The organism is Microbacterium lemovicicum (assembly GCF_003991875.1).
Classification (GTDB): domain Bacteria; phylum Actinomycetota; class Actinomycetes; order Actinomycetales; family Microbacteriaceae; genus Microbacterium; species Microbacterium lemovicicum.
In genome coordinates, this window is the sequence record NZ_CP031423.1 from 3048936 (window position 1) to 3068096 (window position 19161).

Annotated in this window: 14 protein-coding genes; 13 read left to right on the forward strand and 1 reads right to left on the reverse strand. The window is 72.5% G+C overall.

Going from position 1 to position 19161, the window contains the following annotated elements; all coding sequences use genetic code 11:
• Nucleotides 1–28 precede the first annotated feature (28 nt).
• The 10 genes from CVS47_RS14285 (at nt 29) to CVS47_RS14330 (ending at nt 14612) form a co-directional block, all read left to right on the forward strand.
• Nucleotides 29–970 (forward strand): ABC transporter permease, encoded by a 942-nt coding sequence (locus CVS47_RS14285; protein ID WP_127096683.1) that lies wholly within the window; start codon nt 29–31, stop codon nt 968–970.
• Complete coding sequence (locus CVS47_RS14290) at nt 967–2850, forward strand: dipeptide/oligopeptide/nickel ABC transporter permease/ATP-binding protein (protein ID WP_127096684.1); 1884 nt, start codon at nt 967–969, stop codon at nt 2848–2850. The genes CVS47_RS14285 and CVS47_RS14290 overlap by 4 nt, the downstream gene beginning before the upstream one ends.
• Nucleotides 2847–3707, forward strand: a complete 861-nt coding sequence (locus CVS47_RS14295) for an ATP-binding cassette domain-containing protein (RefSeq protein ID WP_127096685.1) — start codon at nt 2847–2849, stop codon at nt 3705–3707. Before CVS47_RS14290 ends, CVS47_RS14295 begins: the two co-directional genes overlap by 4 nt.
• A gap of 61 nt (nt 3708–3768) precedes the next feature.
• Entirely contained in the window at nt 3769–6201 is a 2433-nt protein-coding gene (locus CVS47_RS14300) for a glycoside hydrolase family 3 protein (RefSeq protein WP_241240172.1), read from the forward strand.
• 78 nt (nt 6202–6279) lie between these two features.
• Entirely contained in the window at nt 6280–7410 is a 1131-nt protein-coding gene (locus tag CVS47_RS14305; protein WP_127096686.1) for a serine hydrolase domain-containing protein, read from the forward strand.
• Between the two features lie 71 nt (nt 7411–7481).
• Nucleotides 7482–8990 carry a glycoside hydrolase family 43 protein gene (locus CVS47_RS14310; RefSeq protein ID WP_127096687.1) on the forward strand — a complete coding sequence of 503 codons (1509 nt, stop codon included), beginning with the start codon at nt 7482–7484 and terminating at the stop codon, nt 8988–8990.
• Complete coding sequence (locus CVS47_RS14315; protein WP_127096688.1) at nt 8987–11818, forward strand: alpha-L-rhamnosidase; 2832 nt, start codon at nt 8987–8989, stop codon at nt 11816–11818. Before CVS47_RS14310 ends, CVS47_RS14315 begins: the two co-directional genes overlap by 4 nt.
• A gap of 17 nt (nt 11819–11835) precedes the next feature.
• Nucleotides 11836–13623 carry a DUF5605 domain-containing protein gene (locus tag CVS47_RS14320; RefSeq protein ID WP_127096689.1) on the forward strand — a complete coding sequence of 596 codons (1788 nt, stop codon included), beginning with the start codon at nt 11836–11838 and terminating at the stop codon, nt 13621–13623.
• Between the two features lie 28 nt (nt 13624–13651).
• Nucleotides 13652–14017, forward strand: coding sequence for a bleomycin resistance protein (locus CVS47_RS14325; RefSeq protein ID WP_127096690.1), 366 nt, complete (start codon nt 13652–13654; stop codon nt 14015–14017).
• A gap of 22 nt (nt 14018–14039) precedes the next feature.
• Nucleotides 14040–14612: a dihydrofolate reductase family protein gene (locus tag CVS47_RS14330; RefSeq protein ID WP_127096691.1), complete on the forward strand. Its 573-nt coding sequence runs from the start codon at nt 14040–14042 to the stop codon at nt 14610–14612.
• A gap of 49 nt (nt 14613–14661) precedes the next feature.
• Here the strand turns inward: CVS47_RS14330 and CVS47_RS14335 are convergent, their stop codons facing one another.
• Nucleotides 14662–15402, reverse strand: a complete 741-nt coding sequence (locus CVS47_RS14335) for a FadR/GntR family transcriptional regulator (RefSeq protein WP_127096692.1) — start codon at nt 15400–15402, stop codon at nt 14662–14664.
• 134 nt (nt 15403–15536) lie between these two features.
• On the opposite strand from CVS47_RS14335, the gene CVS47_RS14340 reads away from it, so the two are divergent.
• From CVS47_RS14340 to CVS47_RS14350, 3 genes are read left to right on the forward strand one after another with little or no spacing between them, the layout of a single operon-like run.
• On the forward strand, nt 15537–16937 hold the full coding sequence (locus CVS47_RS14340; RefSeq protein ID WP_241240173.1) for an MFS transporter: 1401 nt from the start codon (nt 15537–15539) through the stop codon (nt 16935–16937).
• Nucleotides 16934–18688 carry a dihydroxyacetone kinase family protein gene (locus CVS47_RS14345; RefSeq protein WP_127096693.1) on the forward strand — a complete coding sequence of 585 codons (1755 nt, stop codon included), beginning with the start codon at nt 16934–16936 and terminating at the stop codon, nt 18686–18688. Before CVS47_RS14340 ends, CVS47_RS14345 begins: the two co-directional genes overlap by 4 nt.
• Nucleotides 18685–19161 (forward strand): ribose-5-phosphate isomerase, encoded by a 477-nt coding sequence (locus CVS47_RS14350; protein ID WP_127096694.1) that lies wholly within the window; start codon nt 18685–18687, stop codon nt 19159–19161. Before CVS47_RS14345 ends, CVS47_RS14350 begins: the two co-directional genes overlap by 4 nt.

The window sequence follows — 19161 nt, forward strand, 5'->3', positions numbered from 1 at the left end:
CACCACCCTCTTCCCATCGGAGCGAAGAATGCTCGTCTTCATCGCGCGCCGCCTGCTCTCGGGCGTCATCCTGCTGCTCGTCATCTCGATCGTGGCGTTCAGCCTCCTCTACCTCGACAGCGCCAACATCGCCCGCCGCATCCTCGGACAGAATGCGACCGCCGAGCTGGTGGCGCAGAAGACGTCGGAGCTCGGACTCGACCGCCCGCTGCTCGCGCAGTACGGCGACTGGATCACCTCGGCCCTCACCGGCGACTTCGGCCGCTCATGGTTCAACGGCCAGCTGGTCTCCGTCAGCCTCTCCGGCCGTCTCGCGGTGAGCCTCTCGCTCGTGATCGGCGCGACGCTGGTGTCGGCGATCATCGCCGTCGTGCTCGGCGTCCTCGCCGCCCGTCGCGGCGGCTGGGTCGACGCCCTCGTGCAGTTCATCTCCGTCGTCGGCTTCGCGATCCCCGGCTTCCTGATCGCGCTCTACCTCGTGCTGATCTTCGCCATCAACCTGAAGCTGTTCAAGGCGACGGGCTACATCCCGATCACCACGAGCTTCACGGGCTGGCTCTCCTCCGTGACACTGCCGATCATCGCCCTCTCCATCGGCGCGATCGCCGCGGTGGCCCAGCAGATCCGCGGCTCGGTGTCCGACGCCCTCTCCCGGGACTACGTCCGCACGCTGCGCAGCCGCGGACTGTCCTCGGGCAGCGTCGTCTACAAGCACGTGCTGCGCAACGCCGGCGGCCCGGCCCTCGCCGTGCTCGCGGTGCAGTTCGTCGGCCTCCTCGGCGGCGCCGTCATCGTCGAATCGATCTTCGCCCTGCCGGGCATGGGCCAGCTGACCGTCTCGGCCACCACCCAGGGCGACATCCCCGTCGTCATGGGCGTCGTGGTGGCCTTCGCCGTGATCGTCATCGTGGTGAACCTCCTCATCGACCTCGCGCAGGCCGCGCTCAACCCGAAGGTGCGACTGTCATGACCGCCGTCGACGTCCCGACCACCGTTCCCACGCCGCCCGTGCGCGTCTCGCTGATGCGACGCCTGGTGCGCCGGCCCATCGGCCTCGCCTCGCTCATCGTGCTGGGCATCATCGCGCTGATCGCCGTCTTCGGCGGGATGATCGCGCCGTACGATCCGAACCTCGCGTCGCTGCAGCTGATCCTCAAGGGACCCAGCGCCGAGCACCTGCTGGGCACAGACACGGCCGGCCGCGACGTGCTGTCCCGGCTGCTCGCCGCCACGCAGGTGACGATCGCCGCAGCACTCGTGGCGCTCGTCACCGCCGCGATCATCGGCGTCACGGCCGGCCTCATCGCCGGCTACTACAAGGGCTGGTTCGACGCCGTCTCCTCCTGGGTGACGTCGCTGACGATGGCCCTTCCGGGAATCGTGGTGCTGCTGGCCGCGCGCGCCGTCCTCGGCCCCTCGGTGTGGCTGTCGATGGTCATCTTCGGCATCCTGCTCTCTCCGGCGTTCTTCCGCCTCGTCTACGCCGCCGTCACCGGCGTGCGCGGCGAGCTGTACGTCGACGCCGCCCGCGTGGCGGGCCTGTCCGACCTGCGCATCATCGGCCGCCACATCCTGTCCGTGGTGCGGGCGCCCATCATCATCCAGTCCGCGATCATCCTGGGCATCGCCATCGCGATCCAGTCGGGTTTGGAGTTCCTCGGCATCGGGGACGCCAGCGTCCCCACCTGGGGCGGCATGCTCAACGACGCCTTCCAGAAGATCTTCCAGGCGCCGCTGCTCATGGTGTGGCCGTCGCTCGCGATCGCGATCACCCTCATCGCGCTGATCCTGCTGGCCAACGCCATGCGCGACGTGCTGGAGCGCACCGCCACGGTCCGCCGCCGCCGTCGTCGCGCGGTGACCACCGCCACGGGCTCGATCGCCGCGGTCACCACCTCGATGAGCCTCTCCGGCGGCGACCTCGACGCGCTGGCCGACTCGGCGGAGCTGCCCGTCATCACCGACACGATCGTGCACCCGGATGACGCGGCCACCGCGCCGGCCTCGCACGACGTGGTGCTCAGCATCCGTGATCTGCGGGTCGGCTACGAGCAGCAGTCCGGTCCCGACGTCGAGGTCGTCCACGGCGTCTCGATGGACATCCGCAAGGGCGAGATCCACGGGCTGATCGGCGAGTCGGGCTCCGGCAAGACGCAGACCGCCTTCGCTGTGCTCGGCCTGCTGCCGCGCGGCGGCCGCGTCACCGCCGGAACGATCGACTACGAGGGCACGCAGCTGGGCGACGCGTCGGAGCGGGCCTACGCCGGCATCCGCGGGCGCCGCATCGGCTACATCCCCCAGGAGCCGATGAGCAACCTCGACCCGTCGTTCAAGATCGGCTCGCAGCTGGTCGAGCCGCTGGTGAAGAACCTCGGACTGTCCAAGGCCGACGCCCGCAGACGCTCGCTCGAGCTGCTCGACCGGGTCGGCATCCCGAACCCGCAGCGCACCTTCGACGCCTACCCGTTCGAGGTCTCCGGTGGCATGGCGCAGCGCGTGCTGATCGCCGGCGCGGTCTCGACCGACCCCGACCTGATCATCGCCGACGAGCCCACCACCGCCCTCGACGTGACGGTGCAGGCCGAGGTGCTCGATCTCCTCCGCGACCTGCAGCGGGAGCGCCAGATGGCGATGCTGCTCGTCACGCACAACTTCGGCGTCGTGTCCGACCTCTGCGACCGCGTGACGGTCATGCAGCAGGGCCTCTTCGTGGAGCAGGGGCCGGTGCGCACCATCCTCGGCTCGCCCTCCCACCCGTACACGCAGTCGCTGCTGGACGCGATCCTCGACGAGGGTCCCGCCCGCGGTCCGCTGGCTCCGGCCGGCTCGTCCGAAGGAGTCCGCCCGTGAACCCGCTGCTCGACATCACCGACCTCGAGGTCGCCTACCCCGGCAAGGGCTTCCGCGCCAAGCCGTTCCAGGCGCTGAAGGGCGTCTCGCTCGACATCCGCCCCGGCGAGACCGTGGGCCTGGTGGGCGAGTCGGGATCGGGCAAGACCACGCTCGGCCGGGCTGTCCTCGGCCTCGCACCGGTCACCGGCGGCTCGATCCGCTACGGCGGACGTGAGATCGGCCACCTCTCCCGCCGGGAGCGGCGCACGCTGAGCTCGGAGATCCAGGTCGTGTTCCAGGACCCGTACTCCTCACTCAACCCCTCGCTCACGATCGAGCAGATCCTCGCCGAGCCGCTGACCGCCCGCGGCACCGCCGCCAAGACCGCCTCGGCGCGCGTGCGCGACCTCCTCGACCGGGTGGGCCTTCCCGCGGATGCCGCGCGACGGCTGCCGCGCGAGTTCTCCGGCGGGCAGCGACAGCGCGTCGCCATCGCCCGGGCGCTCGCCCTCGACCCGAAGCTCATCGTCTGCGACGAGCCGGTCTCGGCGCTCGACCTGTCGACCCAGGCCCGGGTGCTCGACCTCTTCATCGAGATCCAGGAGCGCACCGGCGTCGCCTACCTCTTCATCTCGCACGACCTCGCCGTCGTCCGGCACATCAGCCACCGCGTCGCGGTGATGTACCGCGGCGAGCTCGTGGAGACCGGCGACGGAGACCAGGTGACGGCCCGCCCCGAGCACCCCTACACCCAGCGGCTGTTCCTGGCCGCCCCCGTGCCCGACCCCGACGACCAGGCTGAACGGCGCGCCGCGCGCCGGGCGCTGCTGGCCGCCCAGGCCGACGGCGCCGCGACGTCCGTCGACGCCGCCTGATCCCCTCGCTTCACGGTGCGCCCCCGGCGCACCGACGCTCATCGTCCCCGGAAGGACCACCGTGACCACCGAATCGACCGTCGCCACGAGCGACGCGACGTCTCATCTCCTCCCCCTCCTCGCCCAGCTGACCCTCGCGCAGAAGGCCGCCTTCGTGCAGGGCGCAGACTTCTGGGCGACCGTGCCGCTCCCCGAGATCGGCGTGCGGTCGATGACCCTGTCCGACGGCCCGGCCGGCGTGCGCGGCCCCCGGTGGGACGAGCGCGAGCCGTCGCTGAACCTGCCGTCGGGGTCTGCCCTCGCGGCGTCGTGGGACATCGACCTCGCCTACCGCTACGGTGCTGCCGCGGCATCCGAAGCCCGTCGCAAGGGCGTGGACGTCGTGCTCGGACCCACCATCAACCTGCACCGCTCGCCGCTCGGCGGCCGGCACTTCGAGTGCTTCAGCGAAGACCCCGAGCTGACGGCCGAGCTCGGCGCCGCCTACGTGCGCGGCCTGCAGGACAACGGCGTCGCCGCGACGCCGAAGCACTACGTCGCGAACGACTCCGAGACCGACCGTTTCACCGTCGACGTCCGGGTCGACGAGCGCGCCCTGCGCGAGCTCTACCTGGCGCCGTTCGAGCGCGCCGTGGAGGCCGGCACCTGGTCGGTGATGAGCGCGTACAACTCGGTCGACGGCGTCACCATGACCGAGAACGACCTGCTCGAGACGCCCCTGAACTCCGAGTGGGGCTTCGACGGCGTCGTCGTCAGCGACTGGACCGCGGTGCGCTCCCTCGACGCGGTCGCCGCGTCGCAGGACCTCGCCATGCCCGGGCCGGCGCCCGCGTGGGCCGACCTCGTCGCCGCGGTGGAGGACGGACGGGTCTCCGAGGCGGACCTCGACCGCAAGGTGCTCCGGATGCTGCTCCTCGCCGAGCGCGTCGGCGCGCTCGAGGGCGCGCCCGGCATCGAGCCCGCCCCCGTCGACGGCGTCGCCTTCACCCGCGAGGCCGCCGTCGAGGGCACCGTGCTGCTCACCAACGACGGCACCCTCCCGCTGGATGCGGCGGCTCTGCGCTCCGTCGCGGTGATCGGCCACAACGCACTCGAGGCCCGCACACAGGGCGGCGGCAGCGCGACGGTGCTGCCCGAGCACGTCGTGTCGCCCCTGGAGGGGCTGCGCACCGCGCTGCCCGATGCCGCCGTCTCGTACGAGATCGGCGCCGTCGTGCAGGAGGGCGTCGCGGAGCTGCCCCTCGAGCAGCTGCAGAACACCGTGACCGGCGAGCCCGGACTGCGGGTCTCGTTCTTCGACGCGGACGGGTTGGAGCTCTTCACGGAAGACCGCCGCTCCACGGCGCTGGTGTGGTTCGGCGGCGATGCCCCGATCGCGGCGAGCTCCTCCGTGGTGCTCGAGACGGTCTACACGCCCGCCGAGACCGGCGAGATCCAGCTCGGCTTCGCCGGCGCCAACCCCGGTCGGGTGTCCATCGATGGTGTCGAGGTGCTCGCCGAGACCCCGCTGATCGAGGGCACCGACCTGGGCGCCGCCTTCCTCAATCCGCCGTCGTCGACCGCCGCCGTGCGGGCCGAGGCCGGCCGGCCGCTGCGCCTCCGCGCAGAGTTCGCCCTTTCCTCGGGCGGGCCCCTGGCCGGGGCGCTCAGCGTCACGCTCGGCATCGCCCCGGAGACGACCGACCCCGACGAGCTGATCGCGCGCGCGGCGGCGGCCGCGGCATCCGCCGACGTCGCCGTTGTCGTCGTCGGCACGAACTCGAAGGTCGAGTCCGAGGGCTACGACCGCGTCGACCTCGACCTCCCCGGCCGCCAGGACGACCTCGTGCGCGCCGTCGCCGCCACCGGAACCCCGACGATCGTCGTGGTCAACGCGGGCTCGCCCGTGGTGCTGCCGTGGGCCGGCGAGGTCGCCGCCGTCGTGCAGGGCTACTTCGGCGGCCAGGAGTTCGGCTCCGCCGTCGCGGCGGTGCTGACCGGCGCCGCCGAGCCCGGCGGACGCCTGCCCACGACCTGGCCCGCCGCGCTCGCGGACGTGCCCGTCACCGACGTCGCACCGCAGGACGGCGTGCTGGCGTACACCGAGGGCATCCACATCGGCTACCGCGCCTGGCTGCGCGCCGACGCCGCCCCCGCCTTCCCGTTCGGCCACGGCCTCGGCTACACGACGTGGTCGTGGGGAGCCGTGCAGCGCGACGGCGATGCGCTCGACGTGACGCTCGCCAACACCGGCGCGCGCGCCGGCAAGCAGGTCGTGCAGGTCTACGCCGAGCGGGCGGACTCGACGGTCGAGCGGCCGGTCCGCTGGCTGGTCGGCTTCGCGACCGTCCGGGCGGAGGCGGGCCAGACCGTCACCGCGACGATCCCGCTGCCCGCGCGGCGGTTCGCGCACTGGAGCGACGGCTGGCAGGTCGAGGGCGGCGCCTTCACCCTGCGCGCCGGAGCCTCCGTGGCCGATCTTCCGCTCACGATGGAGTGGAGCATCGGCGACTGATGACCGGCCGACGCCGACGCCGACGCCGACGCCGCCGGTGCTGAGCGCACCACCCCTCGATCCCCCGGAAGGTCCCCCATGTCCGATGCCCTGACCGCCCACGTCGACGGCTTCGCCGACGACCGCCTCGCCGCGGTCGTCGCGGAGATCGAGGGATTCGCCGCGGCGGACCCCGACTACTCCGTTCAGGTGGCCGCCTTCGCCGGCGGACGGCCGGTGCTGGACGTCTGGACGGGCCCACACCTGGGCCGGGACTCGCTGATGGTGCCGTACTCGGTCAGCAAGAACACGCTCGGCCTGTCGATCGCGCTGCTGCTCGAGCGCGGGCTCGTCGATCTCGACGCGCCCGTCGCGCAGTACTGGCCGGAGTTCGCCGCGAAGGACAAGCAGTCCGTGACGGTGCGGCAGCTGCTGTCTCACCAGGCCGGCCTGCCGCAGGCGACGCCCGCCCTCACGTGGGCCGAGCTGCTCGACGCGCACGCGGCCGCCGACCGGCTCGCGGCGAGCCGTCCGCTGTGGCAGCCCGGCAGCTCCTTCGGCTACCACGCGCTCACCATCGGCAACCTCGGCGCGGAGCTCGTCTTCCGCATCACCGGCCGCACGCTCCAGGCCTTCTACGAGGAGGAGATCCGCCGCCCGCACGCGGTGGACTTCTACCTCGGCCTCCCGGAGTCCGAGGACGCCCGCCGCGTGCCCGTGCTGCCGATGGTCCGGCCCGAGATCGATTCCGCGCCGCGCCACACCTCGCTCCTGATGCCGCTGGTCTGGTCGTCCCCCGGTCCGGAGCTCGACGTCGCCAACGACGAGCGCAGCTGGCGCTTCGGCCACGCCGGCGCGTCGGGGACGGGCTCGGCACGGGGTCTCGCGCGCCTGTTCGCGGCGATGGTGACGGGTGTCGACGGCGCCGCGCCCGTGCTGTCGCCCGACACCGTCGAGGTCGTCGGCCTGCAGCAGGTCAGCGGCTACGACGAGGTGCTCGGTCAGCCCCACCGCGCACACTCGATCGTCTTCCAGAAGCCGACGCCGGCGCTGCACTTCGGCGGCCCGCGGGCGTTCGGGCACGACGGCGCCGCCGGCGCCCTCGCCTGCGTCGACCCCGACACGGGCGTGACGTTCGCCTACACGATCGCCCGCGGCCCGTGGCCGGGAGGCGCCGACCCCCGCGCGCTCGCCCTCGCGGTGGAGATCGGCCGCATCTTCGGCCCCTGACCCTCGCGCGCCGCATCCGAACCACACCCGCGCGCCGCGCATCCATCCTCCCGCTCCGATCGAGGCTCCTCATGACCACCCTGTACAACCCGCTCGTCAGCGGCTTCCACCCCGACCCCTCGGTCGTGCGCGTGGGGGACGAGTTCTTCCTCGCGACCTCGACGTTCGAATACCTGCCCGGCATCCCGATCCACCGCTCGACCGACTTCGAGACGTGGGAGCTCATCGGCCACGTCGCCACCCGACCCGGCCAGCTGGCCGTCGAGGACGTGCCGACCGCAGGCGGTGCGTGGGCGCCCACCCTCCGCCACCGCGACGGCGTGTTCCACCTCGTCATCACCGACGCGATGGGGCGCGGGATGCTGCACTTCACCGCCACGGAGGCATCCGGTCCCTGGAGCGACGGCGACCTGCTGCTCAAGGCCGACGGCTCCGCGTCACTCGACGGCATCGATCCCGACATCGCGTGGGACGAGGACGGCACGGTCTACATCACGTTCTCCGGACTCATCCTCAGCGGCGAGGGCATCGGCTCCCACCTCGGCATCCAGCAGGTGCGGGTCGACCTCGACGCGCACCGCGCCCTCGAGGAGCCGCGCTCGGTCTGGTCGGGCACCGGCGGGCAGTTCCCCGAGGCGCCCCACCTCTACGCGGTCGACGGCCGCTGGTATCTGATGATCGCCGAGGGCGGCACCGAACGCGGCCACGGCATCTCCATCGCCCGCGGCGACTCCCCCGAGGGGCCGTTCGAGACCGCACCGCAGAACCCGCTGGTCTCGGCCCGCTCCACGATCCGCCCGGTGCAGAACACCGGCCACGGCGACCTCGTGATCGGCCCCGACGGCGACTGGCTCTGCGTGCTGCTGGGCGTGCGACCCCGCAGCATGACCCGCGCCTTCTCCGCCCTCGGCCGCGAGACCTTCGTCACCCCCGTTCGATGGGAGTCCGACGGCTGGCCCGCCATCGACCCGGTGCTGTGGAATCCGCGCCCAGGCACCCGCACGGTCATCGCTTTCGACGCACCTCTGGACGGCGAGTGGATCGCCGTCCGCTCCCTCCCGATCGACCACGCCGACCTCGGCTCGCGGCCGGGCGCGCTCGTGCTGCAGGGCACGGGTGCAACGCTCGATGACGCGCGCCCCGTGTTCGTCGGCCGCCGCCAGGAGCACCTTCGCTGTGCCGTCACCGTCGGGCTGGACGCCTCCGCGGGCGTGGGCGGACTCGCCGTGCGCTACGACGAGCGCTTCCATGTCGAGATCGAGGCCGGCGACGGTGCGGTCACGGCCCGTGCCGCGCTGTCGGGCATCGTGCAGGAGTGGAGCACGCCCTACACCGGGGGCCGCATCGAGCTGCACCTCGTCTCGCGGCCGCCCGCGGCATCCGGCGGCTTCCCCCGCACGAGCGACGTGATCACCCTCGCCGTGACGGCAGGGGGCGAGCGCGTCGAGCTCGGCGAGGTCGACGGACGCTTCCTGTCGTCCGAGACGACCGAGTCGTTCACCGGCCGGGTGATCGGCGTGTACGCCGTGAGCGGCGAGATCATCGTGGACAGCTGGACCGCCGAAGGAGACGACGAATGACCGAGACGACGAAGACCGCAGCCATCGGGATGCTGCGGGCCGAGCTGCGGGCCGACACCGCGTTCGTCGCGACGCCGACCCCGCGCCTCACGTGGACCGTCGAGGATGCGGCGGACGGCTGGATCCAGGCGTCGGCCGAGCTCTCGGACGGGCGGGACACCGTCACGATCGACGGCCCGGACAGCGTGCTGGTCGCCTGGCCCTTCGCCCCCCTCGCCGCCGGCGAAGAGCGCGACGTCACGGTGCGCGCGGTCGCGACCTCTGGTGCGCAGACCGCCTGGAGTGCGCCGCGGCGGGTGGCGGCCGGTTTCCTCGCCGACGGCGAATGGGTCGCCGAGCCCATCGGGCTGGCCGACCCCGAGCGGTCCGCGCAGCCGGCGCTGGTGCGGACGTCGTTCCGTCTCGACCGTCCGGTGCGCTCGGCGCTGCTGCTGTGGACCGCGCTCGGCGTCGCCGAGCCCGAACTCAACGGCGAGGCCGTCGCGGAGGACGTGCTGGCCCCGGGCTGGACCGCCTACCGCGACCGGCTCGTCCACGAGACCGTCGACGTGACCCGGCTCGTCCGGCAGGGCGACAACGTGCTCGGCGCGACCGTCGCCGGCGCCTGGTACACCGAGAAGTACGGCTTCTTCACCTTCACCGACCGCGTGTACGGCGACCAGCCGTCGTTCCTCGCGCAGCTGCGCGTCACGTTCGATGACGGCGCCGTCGAGACGATCGCCGCGACCGGCGCCGGGTGGACCGCGACCGGCGACGGCCCCGTCGTCGACAGCGGCATCTACCCGGGCGAGCACCAGGACCTCCGGAGGACGCTGCCCGGCTGGTCGGCGCCCGGCGGCGCCACCGAGGGCTGGAGCCCGGTGCGCGTCGGACCCGACGCCCGGCCGGACTATGACGACGTGCCCGTGCCCGAGGCGCGCGTCGCCCCTCCCGTCCGCCGCATCCAGACCCTCCCCGTCGTCGCCGTCACGACCGCGCCCTCGGGAGCGACCATCCTCGACTTCGGTCAGAACCTGGTGGGACGCCTCCGGATCCGGGTGACCGGCCCGGCAGGCACCCGGCTCACGGCGCGTCACGCCGAGGTGCTGGAGGACGGCGAGCTCAGCATCCGTCCGCTCCGCAACGCCGCAGCAACGGCGACCTTCGATCTCGCGGCCACCGGCGAGGAGGTGCTGGAGTCGCGCTTCAGCTTCTACGGCTTCCGCTACGCCGCCATCGACGGCTGGCCGGGAACGTTCGACCCCGCCGACGTCGAGGCCGTCGTGCTGCACACCGACATGACGCGCACCGGGTGGTTCGAGTCATCCGACCCCCTCCTGTCGCGCCTGCACGACAACGTGCTGTGGGGCATGCGGGGCAACTTCCTGTCGATCCCGACCGACTGTCCCCAGCGCGACGAGCGGCTCGGGTGGACCGGCGACCTGCAGGTCTTCTCGCCCACCGCCTCGTTCCTCTACGACTGCGACGGGTTCCTGACGTCGTGGCTGCGCGACCTGGCGCTCGAGCAGGGGCGGCGCGGGGGCGACGTGACGCTCGTCGTGCCGGCCGCGCTGCCGGGCTTCGGGGCGCTGGGGGCGACGGCCGCCTGGGGGGATGCCGCGACCGTGGTGCCCTCGGTGCTGTACGAGCGGTTCGGCGACCTCGGCGTGGTCGAGGCGCAGTATCCGAGCATGACCTCGTGGGTCGACCTGGTCGTCTCCGAGGCCGGGGACTCCGGTCTCTGGGCGGGCTCGATGCAGCTGGGGGACTGGCTGGACCCGGCGGCGCCGCCCGACAAGCCCGGCCAGGCCAAGGTCGACGGCGACATCGTCGCGACGGCGTACCTCGCCCGGTCGCTGCGGATCGTCGCCGACGCGGCCGCGCTGCTCGGGCGCGACGACGACGCGGAGCGCTACGGCGCGCTCGCCGAGCGGTCGCGGAAGGCCTTCGTCGCGGAGTACGTGACACCGGCGGGCCGCATGATGAGCGACGCCCCGACCGCCTACGCGCTCGCGCTGGAGTTCGACCTCGTGCGCGACCCCGAGGTGCGCGCCCGCCTCGCCGCGCGGCTGTCGTCGCGCGTGCGGGAAGGCGGCTACCGCATCGGCACCGGCTTCGTCGGCACGCCCCTCGTCACCGACGCCCTCGCGAAGGGCGGGCATCTGGCCGCCGCCGAGCGGCTGCTCATGCAGACCGAGTGCCCCTCGTGGCTGTACCCGGTCACCATGGGCGCGACGACGGTGTGGGAGCGGTGGGACTCGCTCCTGCCCGACGGCTCGGTGAATCCGGGCGAGATGACCTCGTTCAACCACTACGCGCTGGGCGCCGTGGCCGACTGGCTGCACCGCACCGTGGCCGGTCTCGCACCGGCGGCACCGGGCTACCGCGCGCTGCGCATCGCGCCGCGGCCCCTGTCCGGCCTGACCTCCGCATCGGCACGCCACCTCACGCCGTACGGCGAGGCGTCGGTCGCGTGGGAGCGCGACGGCGACACGGTCGTCGTCCGCGCGACCGTCCCGGCCAACACCACCGCAGAGGTCGACCTTCCGATGCAGCCCGCGCAGCACGTCGGCTCGGGCCGTCACGAGTGGCGGTTCGCCACGGAGCCGGAGGCGCAGCGTCCGGCCCTCGACGGCCTCGACGCCTCGCTCGCCGACGTGATCGACGACCGCCGCGCCTACGACGCGCTGTTCGCGACACTCGCCGAGGTCGCCCCCGACCGTGTCGACGCCGTGCGCGCGGACACGCTGTGGGGGTCGGGTCGCCCGGTGGCGGCCGCCCTCATGTTCACCCCGCCGCACGTGCTCGCCCGCGTCGACGAGGCCATCCGCACGGCCACCGCCTCCTGAATCCGAAAGGCTCCCCCATGTTCGACCGCGCCTCCACCTTCGGCGAAGCCCTCGACCACCCCGCCGCCCGGGCGGTGCTCGAGCGGTACATGCCCGGCATCGCGGCGTCGCCGATGGCCACGCAGTTCCGCACCGGGCGGCTCGGCCAGCTGGTCGGCTTCGTGCCGTCGCTGTCGGACGCCGCCGAGCGCGAGCGTCTGTGGGCGTCGCTGGCGGAGCTCGGCGAGGGGGCGGACCCGCGTCCGCCCTACGCGCCGGCGATCGAGCCGAACCTTGCCTATGAGGATGCGTCGGTCGCGCGCGGCTCGGCGTCGGTCACCGCGCCGGAGCCGACGCCGCTCTGGGACGTCGCCGAGGTGCGCCTCGCCGGCCCGTCGCACGGCAACCCGTTCGTCGACGTCGAGCTCGACGCGCTGGTCACCCGCCCCGACGGCGGCGAGCTGCGGATGGGCGGCTTCTACGACGGCGACGGGCAGTACGCCGTCAGGGTGCTCGCCGACGCGGAGGGCGAGTGGACGTTCACGACCCGCTCCACGGCGCGGTCGCTCGACGGCGTCTCCGGCTCGTTCACGGTGACGGGCGCGCGGCGCGGCGCGCACGGCCCCGTGCGCGTCGACGGCCTGCACTTCCGCCACGCCGACGGCCTGCGGCACCGCCCGCTGGGCACCACCGCCTACGCGTGGACGCACCAGCCGGAGGCCCTGCAGGAGCAGACCCTCGCGACCCTCGCGGAGGCGCCGTTCTCCAAGATCCGGATGTGCCTGTTCCCGAAGTCCTACCTGTTCAACCAGAACGAGCCCGAGGACTTCGTGTTCCCGGGGTCGCTGGCGGACGGCTTCGACCTGGAGCGCTTCGATCCGGCCCACTTCCGCCGTCTCGAGCAGCGCATCGCGCAGCTGGCCGAGCGCGGCATCCAGGCCGATCTGATCCTCTTCCACGCGTACGACCGGTGGGGCTTCGCCGACCTCGGGCCCGCCGTCGACGAGCGGTACCTGCGCTACGTCGTGCGCCGGCTCGCCGCGTTCTCGAACGTGTGGTGGTCGATGGCCAACGAGTACGACCTGCTGTGGAGCAAGGACGAGCCGGACTGGGAGCGTCTCGCCGCGGTCGTGGGCGAGGAGGACCCCTTCGGTCACCTCAACTCCATCCACAACTGCCGTCCGTTCTACGACTACACCCGTCCGTGGATCACGCACGTGTCCATCCAGCGCGTCGACGTCTACCGCACCGCGGAGAACACCGACGAGTGGCGCGAGCGCTGGGGCAAGCCCGTCGTCATCGACGAGTGCGCCTACGAGGGCGACATCGACCAGGGCTGGGGCAACATCACCGGCGAGGAGATGGTGCGACGCTTCTGGGAGGGGGCGGTGCGCGGCGGCTACGTCGGGCACGGTGAGACGTATCTGCCGGCCGCCGACGGGGGTGCGGTGGACGCCGGATTCGGCGACGACCCGGAGGTGCTGTGGTGGGCGAAGGGCGGGGTGCTGCACGGCTCCTCCCCCGACCGCATCGCGTTCCTCGAGACGCTGCAGGCCGAGGCGCCCGAGGGGGTCTGGGATCCGCTGACGTCCGACTGGGACGTCCCCTGGGGAGGAGTCGAGGGGATGCTGCGGGTCGGCTACTTCGGCTTCAACCGGCCGCGCTTCCGCAACCTGATCCTCACCGACGGCGAATGGACGCTCGACGTCATCGACACCTGGAACATGACCGTCGACCGCGTCGGGGAGACCCACCGCGGCACGGTGCGCGTCGAGCTGCCCGGCCGGCGGTACATGGCGGTGCGCCTGACCCGCGTGGGCGACTGAGGCGACCGCCGATCGGTAGGCTCCCGGCATGGTCGATCGCGCCGTGCCCAATCTGCCGTCCCGCGACCTCCCGTCGACCGCCGCGTTCTACGGGTCGTTCGGGTTCGCGGTGGACCACCAGGAGGATGGCTGGCTGATCCTGCGGCGGGGCGACCTCGTCATCGAGTTCTTCCCTTTCGCCGACGTCGCTCCCCTGAGCAGCTCGTTCATGTGCAGCGTGCGCGTCGACGACGTGGACGAGCTCTACGGCGCCATCCGCCGTGCCGGCGTCCCCGAGAAGACGGTCGGCTTCCCGCGGCTTCATCCCGTGCGGCGTCAGCCCTGGGGGCAGCGCGCGGGGTTCCTCGTCGATCTCGACGGCACGCAGCTGCACCTCATCGAGAACGGCCGCTGAGCGGCCGGGAAGGAACGCCCCCATGTCGCGAGAGCTCGTCTACTACATCGCCGTGTCGCTCGACGGCTTCATCGCCGATCCCGACGGCGGGTACGACGCCTTCCTGTCGGACGGCGATCACACGTCGGTGATCTTCGGCGAGTACGCCGATGCGCTCCCCGCCCATGCCCACGCCGCGCTCGGGATCTCGCCTCCGCGCACGCGCTTCGACACGGTGGTCATGGGCTGGAACACCCTCGTTCCCGCCCTGGACGCCGGCATCGCCAGCCCCTATCCGCACCTCCGGCAGATCGTGGCGAGTCGACGCGAACGCGAGGTCGACCCCGCCGTGACGCTGACGGCCGACCCGGCCGCGGTCGTGAACGAGCTCAAGGCGCAGGACGGTCTGGACATCTGGCTGTGCGGCGGCGGGGCGCTGGCCGGCGCACTGCTGCCGCAGGTCGACCGTCTCGTCCTCAAGCGCCATCCGGTCGTCTTCGGATCGGGTGTCCCGCTGTTCGGCGACGCCCCCTTCGCCGCGCGCCCCTTCGCCCCGGTGCGCTCACGCGCCTTCGATTCGGGCGTCGTCATCGAGGAGTTCGCCGCCGAGAAGTGACGGATGCCGGCGGCCCCGGCCGGCGGCGCCATCGCGGGCCTTGTGCGGCTCAGGACGCGGCGGCGTCGGCAGCCAGGCGGGCCGAGGCCGTCGCCATGTGAACGGCCATGGCGGATGCCGCGGCATCCTGATCCCCGTCGCGTACCGCCCGATGCACCCGGTCGTGCTCGTCGAGGGCCACGCGGGCGGCCTCCTCGTCATGCACGGCGCGGTCGGCGTAGACCTGCAGCAGTGACCGCACCACCTGGAGCTGATCGATGAGCACCTTGTTGCCCGCGGCCGCGGCGAGCGCGTTGTGGAAGCCGAGGTCGGCGCGGGCGAAGGCGGTCAGATCGGCGACGCTCCCCCGCATGCGTCCGACGTGCTCGGCGAGGGCGGCCTTCGCGGCATCGGACGCGCGGGCCGCCGCGAGGCGCGCGACGTAGATCTCCAGGCCGGAGCGCAGCTCGAGGAGCTCGGCCGTGTTGCGCTCTCCGATCAGCAGCCCCCAGCGCAGCGTCTGCGGGAGCAGCTCGCTCGCGGTGCCCCGCAGGTAGGTTCCCGATCCCGGACGCACGTCGACGATGCCGAGGATCTCGAGCGCGGCGAGCGCCTCGCGCACGGCGGAGCGGCCGACGCCCAGCGTCGAGGCCAGCTGTCGCTCGGGAGGAAGCCGTGTGCCCGGCGCGATCGAGCCGCCGGTGAAGAGATCCATGAGCTTGCGGGCGACCTCGGAGACCGGCGTCCCGCTGGGCAGCGCGCCGAGCGCGGCGGCGATGTCGCCGGCGTCGTCACCGGGGTAGGCGGGCATGGCACCACGGTAGCGCGGCTGAGCGTGAATTGGTCAACCGGAGGTCTTGTAATTGGTCAACCGGTTTGCCACAATGGACGGGCGGCACCGAGCACCACCGTCGCGAATCAACGTCGATCGAAATCGGAGTCATCGTGGACACGTCCCCCTCACAGACCGCGGCGCCGGACGTCGCGCGGTCCGCCATCCGGAAGGTCTCGATCCGGCTCGTGCCGTTCGTGGCGCTGATGTTCTTCATCAACTACCTCGACCGCACCGCCATCGGATTCGCCGCACCGAACGGCATGAACACCGACCTCGCTCTCAGCGCGGCGCAGTTCGGCTTCGCCTCGGGCGTCTTCTTCGTCGGCTACATCCTGCTCGAGGTCCCCTCGAACCTGGCCCTGCACCGCTTCGGCGCCCGTCGCTGGCTCGCCCGCATCATGGTGTCCTGGGGCATCGTGGCCCTGCTGTTCACGTGGGTGGGCAACTTCGAGCAGCTCGTCGTGCTGCGCTTCCTCCTCGGCGTCGCCGAGGCCGGCTTCTTCCCGGGCGCCATCCTCTTCCTCAGCCTCTGGGTGCCGGCGCAGTACCGCGGTCGCGTGCTCATGCTCTTCTACTTGGCGCAGCCCCTGACCACCGTCATCGGCGCCCCGCTGGCCGGCGCGCTCATCCAGCAGCACGGCGTGTTCTTCGGCCTCGAGGGCTGGCGCTTCATGTTCCTCGGCGTCGCCATCCCCGCCATCGTCATCGGCGTGATCGCGTGGTTCTACCTCAAGGACAAGCCGGCCGACGCGAAGTGGCTGACCCTCGACGAGCAGGTGTGGCTCACCGACGCCCTGCAGAAGGAGCGCGCGGCGACCGGCGGCAACGAGAAGCACGTGTCGGCACGGTTCGCCTTCAAGAGCGGCCGCGTCTGGGTGCTGTCCTTCATCTACTTCGGCTTCATCTACGGCCTGTACGCGCTGGCGTTCTTCCTCCCGACGATCATCGAGGGCTTCCAGCAGAGCGCGGGCACCTCGTTCGATGTCCTGCAGAAGGGGCTCATCACCGCGATCCCGTATCTGCCGGCCGCCATCGTCATGTACTTCTGGTCGCGCGACGCCTCCCGCCGCGGGCTGAAGACCTGGCACATCGCCGTCCCCGCGGTCGTCGGCGCCGTCACGATCCCGCTCGCACTGTTCGCCGGCTCCCCGGCGGCCACGATCGCCGTCATCACGATCACGGCCTGCGCGATCTTCGCCGCCCTGCCGAACTTCTGGACGCTGCCGACCCGCTTCCTCACGGGTGCCGCGGCCGCCGCCGGGGTGGCGCTGATCAACACGATCGGCAACCTCGCCGGCTTCTCCGCCCCGTACATCACCGGTGCCGTCCACGACGCGACCGGCGGCTACGAGGTGCCGATGATGATCGTCGGCTTCGTCATGCTCGTCTCCGCGGTCCTGATGGTGCTCCTCGCGCGCAGCAAGCGCATCGAGCCCGTCGCGGTCGAGCTGGCCACTCCGACTCCGGATGCCGCGGCATCCGCGACCCGCACCCGCGGATCGCGCCGATGACCCGCCTCTGGAACGCGCCGGCGGACTTCGCTGACGAGATGGTCGACGGCTTCGTCGCCGCCAACGGCCGCTACGTCCGGCGCGTGACCGGCGGGGTGGTGCGCTCGACCGCATCGCCCGCCGGGCAGGTCGCCGTCGTCGTCGGCGGCGGCTCGGGCCACTACCCGGCCTTCGGCGGACTGGTGGGGCCCGGGCTCGCGCACGGCGCGGCGATGGGCAACCTGTTCGCCTCGCCGTCGACCCACCAGGTGCACGCCGTCGCCGCCGCAGCGGACAACGGCGCCGGAGTGTTCTTCACCTACGGCAACTACGCCGGCGACGTGCTGAACTTCGACGCCGCGCAGGACCAGCTGCGCGCCGAGGGCGTTCCGGCCCAGACCGTCACCGTGACCGACGACGTCGCGTCGGCACCCGTGTCCGAGAAGGACCGCCGCCGCGGCATCGCCGGTGATCTCACCGTCTTCCGCATCGCCGGCGCCGCCGCCGAGGCCGGCTACGACCTCGACGCCGTGGTCACCGTGGCGCGGAAGGCGAACGAGCGCACGCGCTCGTTCGGCGTGGCCTTCACGGGCTGCACCCTGCCCGGCGCCGCCGACCCGCTGTTCTCCGTCCCGGCCGGCCGCATGGCGATCGGGCTCGGCATCCACGGCGAGCCCGGCATCGACGAGTCCGACGTCCCGACCGCCGACGGCCTCGCCGAGATGCTCGTCGAGCGCCTGCTCTCCGAGCTGCCCGATGGCGTCGAGTCGGCGGCCGGAGCCCGCGTCATCCCCGTCCTGAACGGCCTCGGGTCGCTCAAGTACGAGGAGATGTTCGTCGTCTACCGGCGCATCGCCGCGCTGCTCGACGACGCCGGCATCGTCGTGGTCGACCCGCACGTCGGGGAGTACTGCACGAGCTTCGACATGGCCGGCACCTCGCTCACCCTGTTCTGGCTGGACGACGAGCTCGAGAGCCTCTGGGAGACTCCGGTCGACACCCCCGCCTATCGTCGCGGCTCCGTCGCACCCCAGGAGCGCGTGGATGCCGCGGCCTACCGTGCCGACGACGCCGAGGTCGCGGTGCCCGATGCCGACGACGCCTCACGCGCCTCCGCCGCGACGGTCGTCGCCGCGGTCGAGGCCCTCGCCGCCACGGTCGACGAGAACGTCGACGAGCTCGGACGCCTCGACTCCGTCGCGGGTGACGGCGATCACGGCATCGGCATGCAGCGCGGCTCGACCGCGGCGCTGCGCGCGGCACGTCGGGCCGCCGACGCCGGCGCCGGCGCGCAGACCACCCTGACCCGGGCCGCCGACGCGTGGGCGGACAAGGCCGGTGGCACGTCGGGTGCCCTGTGGGGCGTCATCCTCCGCGCCGTCGCGGCCGATCTCGGCGACACGGGGACCCCGGATGCCGCGGCCGTCGCCGCGGGCGTGGCGGCGGGCTCGCGCGGCGTCACCGACTACGGAAAGGCCGAGCTCGGCGATAAGACCATGGTCGACGCGCTGATCCCGTTCTCCGAGACGCTCACCCGTGGCGTCACGGACGGGGCGGGCCTCGCCGACGCGTGGGCATCCGCAGCCGTCGCGGCCACCGACGCTGCGCAGGCCACCGCCGGCCTCCTCCCCCGCAAGGGCCGCGCACGCACGCACGGCGAGCACGCCGTCGGCACACCCGACCCCGGCGCCATCAGCCTCGCGCTCCTCGTGACGGCCGTCGGCCGCATCCTGGCCGGCCCGACCCCCTCTCTGGAAGGACCCACCCCATGACCGATCCCCAGCCCCTCCGCCTCGTCATCGGCTGCGACGACGCCGGCTTCGAGTACAAGGAGATCATCAAGAGGGATCTCGAGGCCAACCCCGGGGTGGCCTCCGTGATCGACGTGGGCGTGGACGCCGACGGCCACACGGCCTACCCCAAGGTCGCCATCGCGGCAGCCGAGCGCGTCGCCGCCGGTGAGGCCGACCGCGCGATCCTCATCTGCGGGACGGGCCTGGGCGTCGCGATCGCCGCGAACAAAGTGGCCGGGATCCGCGCCGTCACCGCGCACGACTCCTTCAGCGTCGAGCGCGCGGTGCTCTCCAACGACGCGCAGGTGCTGTGCATGGGCCAGCGCGTGGTCGGCATCGAGCTCGCCCGCCGCCTCGCGAAGGAGTGGCTGACCTACCGCTTCGACACCTCTTCGGCCTCCGCCGAGAAGGTCGCGGTCATCGGACAGTACGAGGCCACCGGGTCCTGCTGA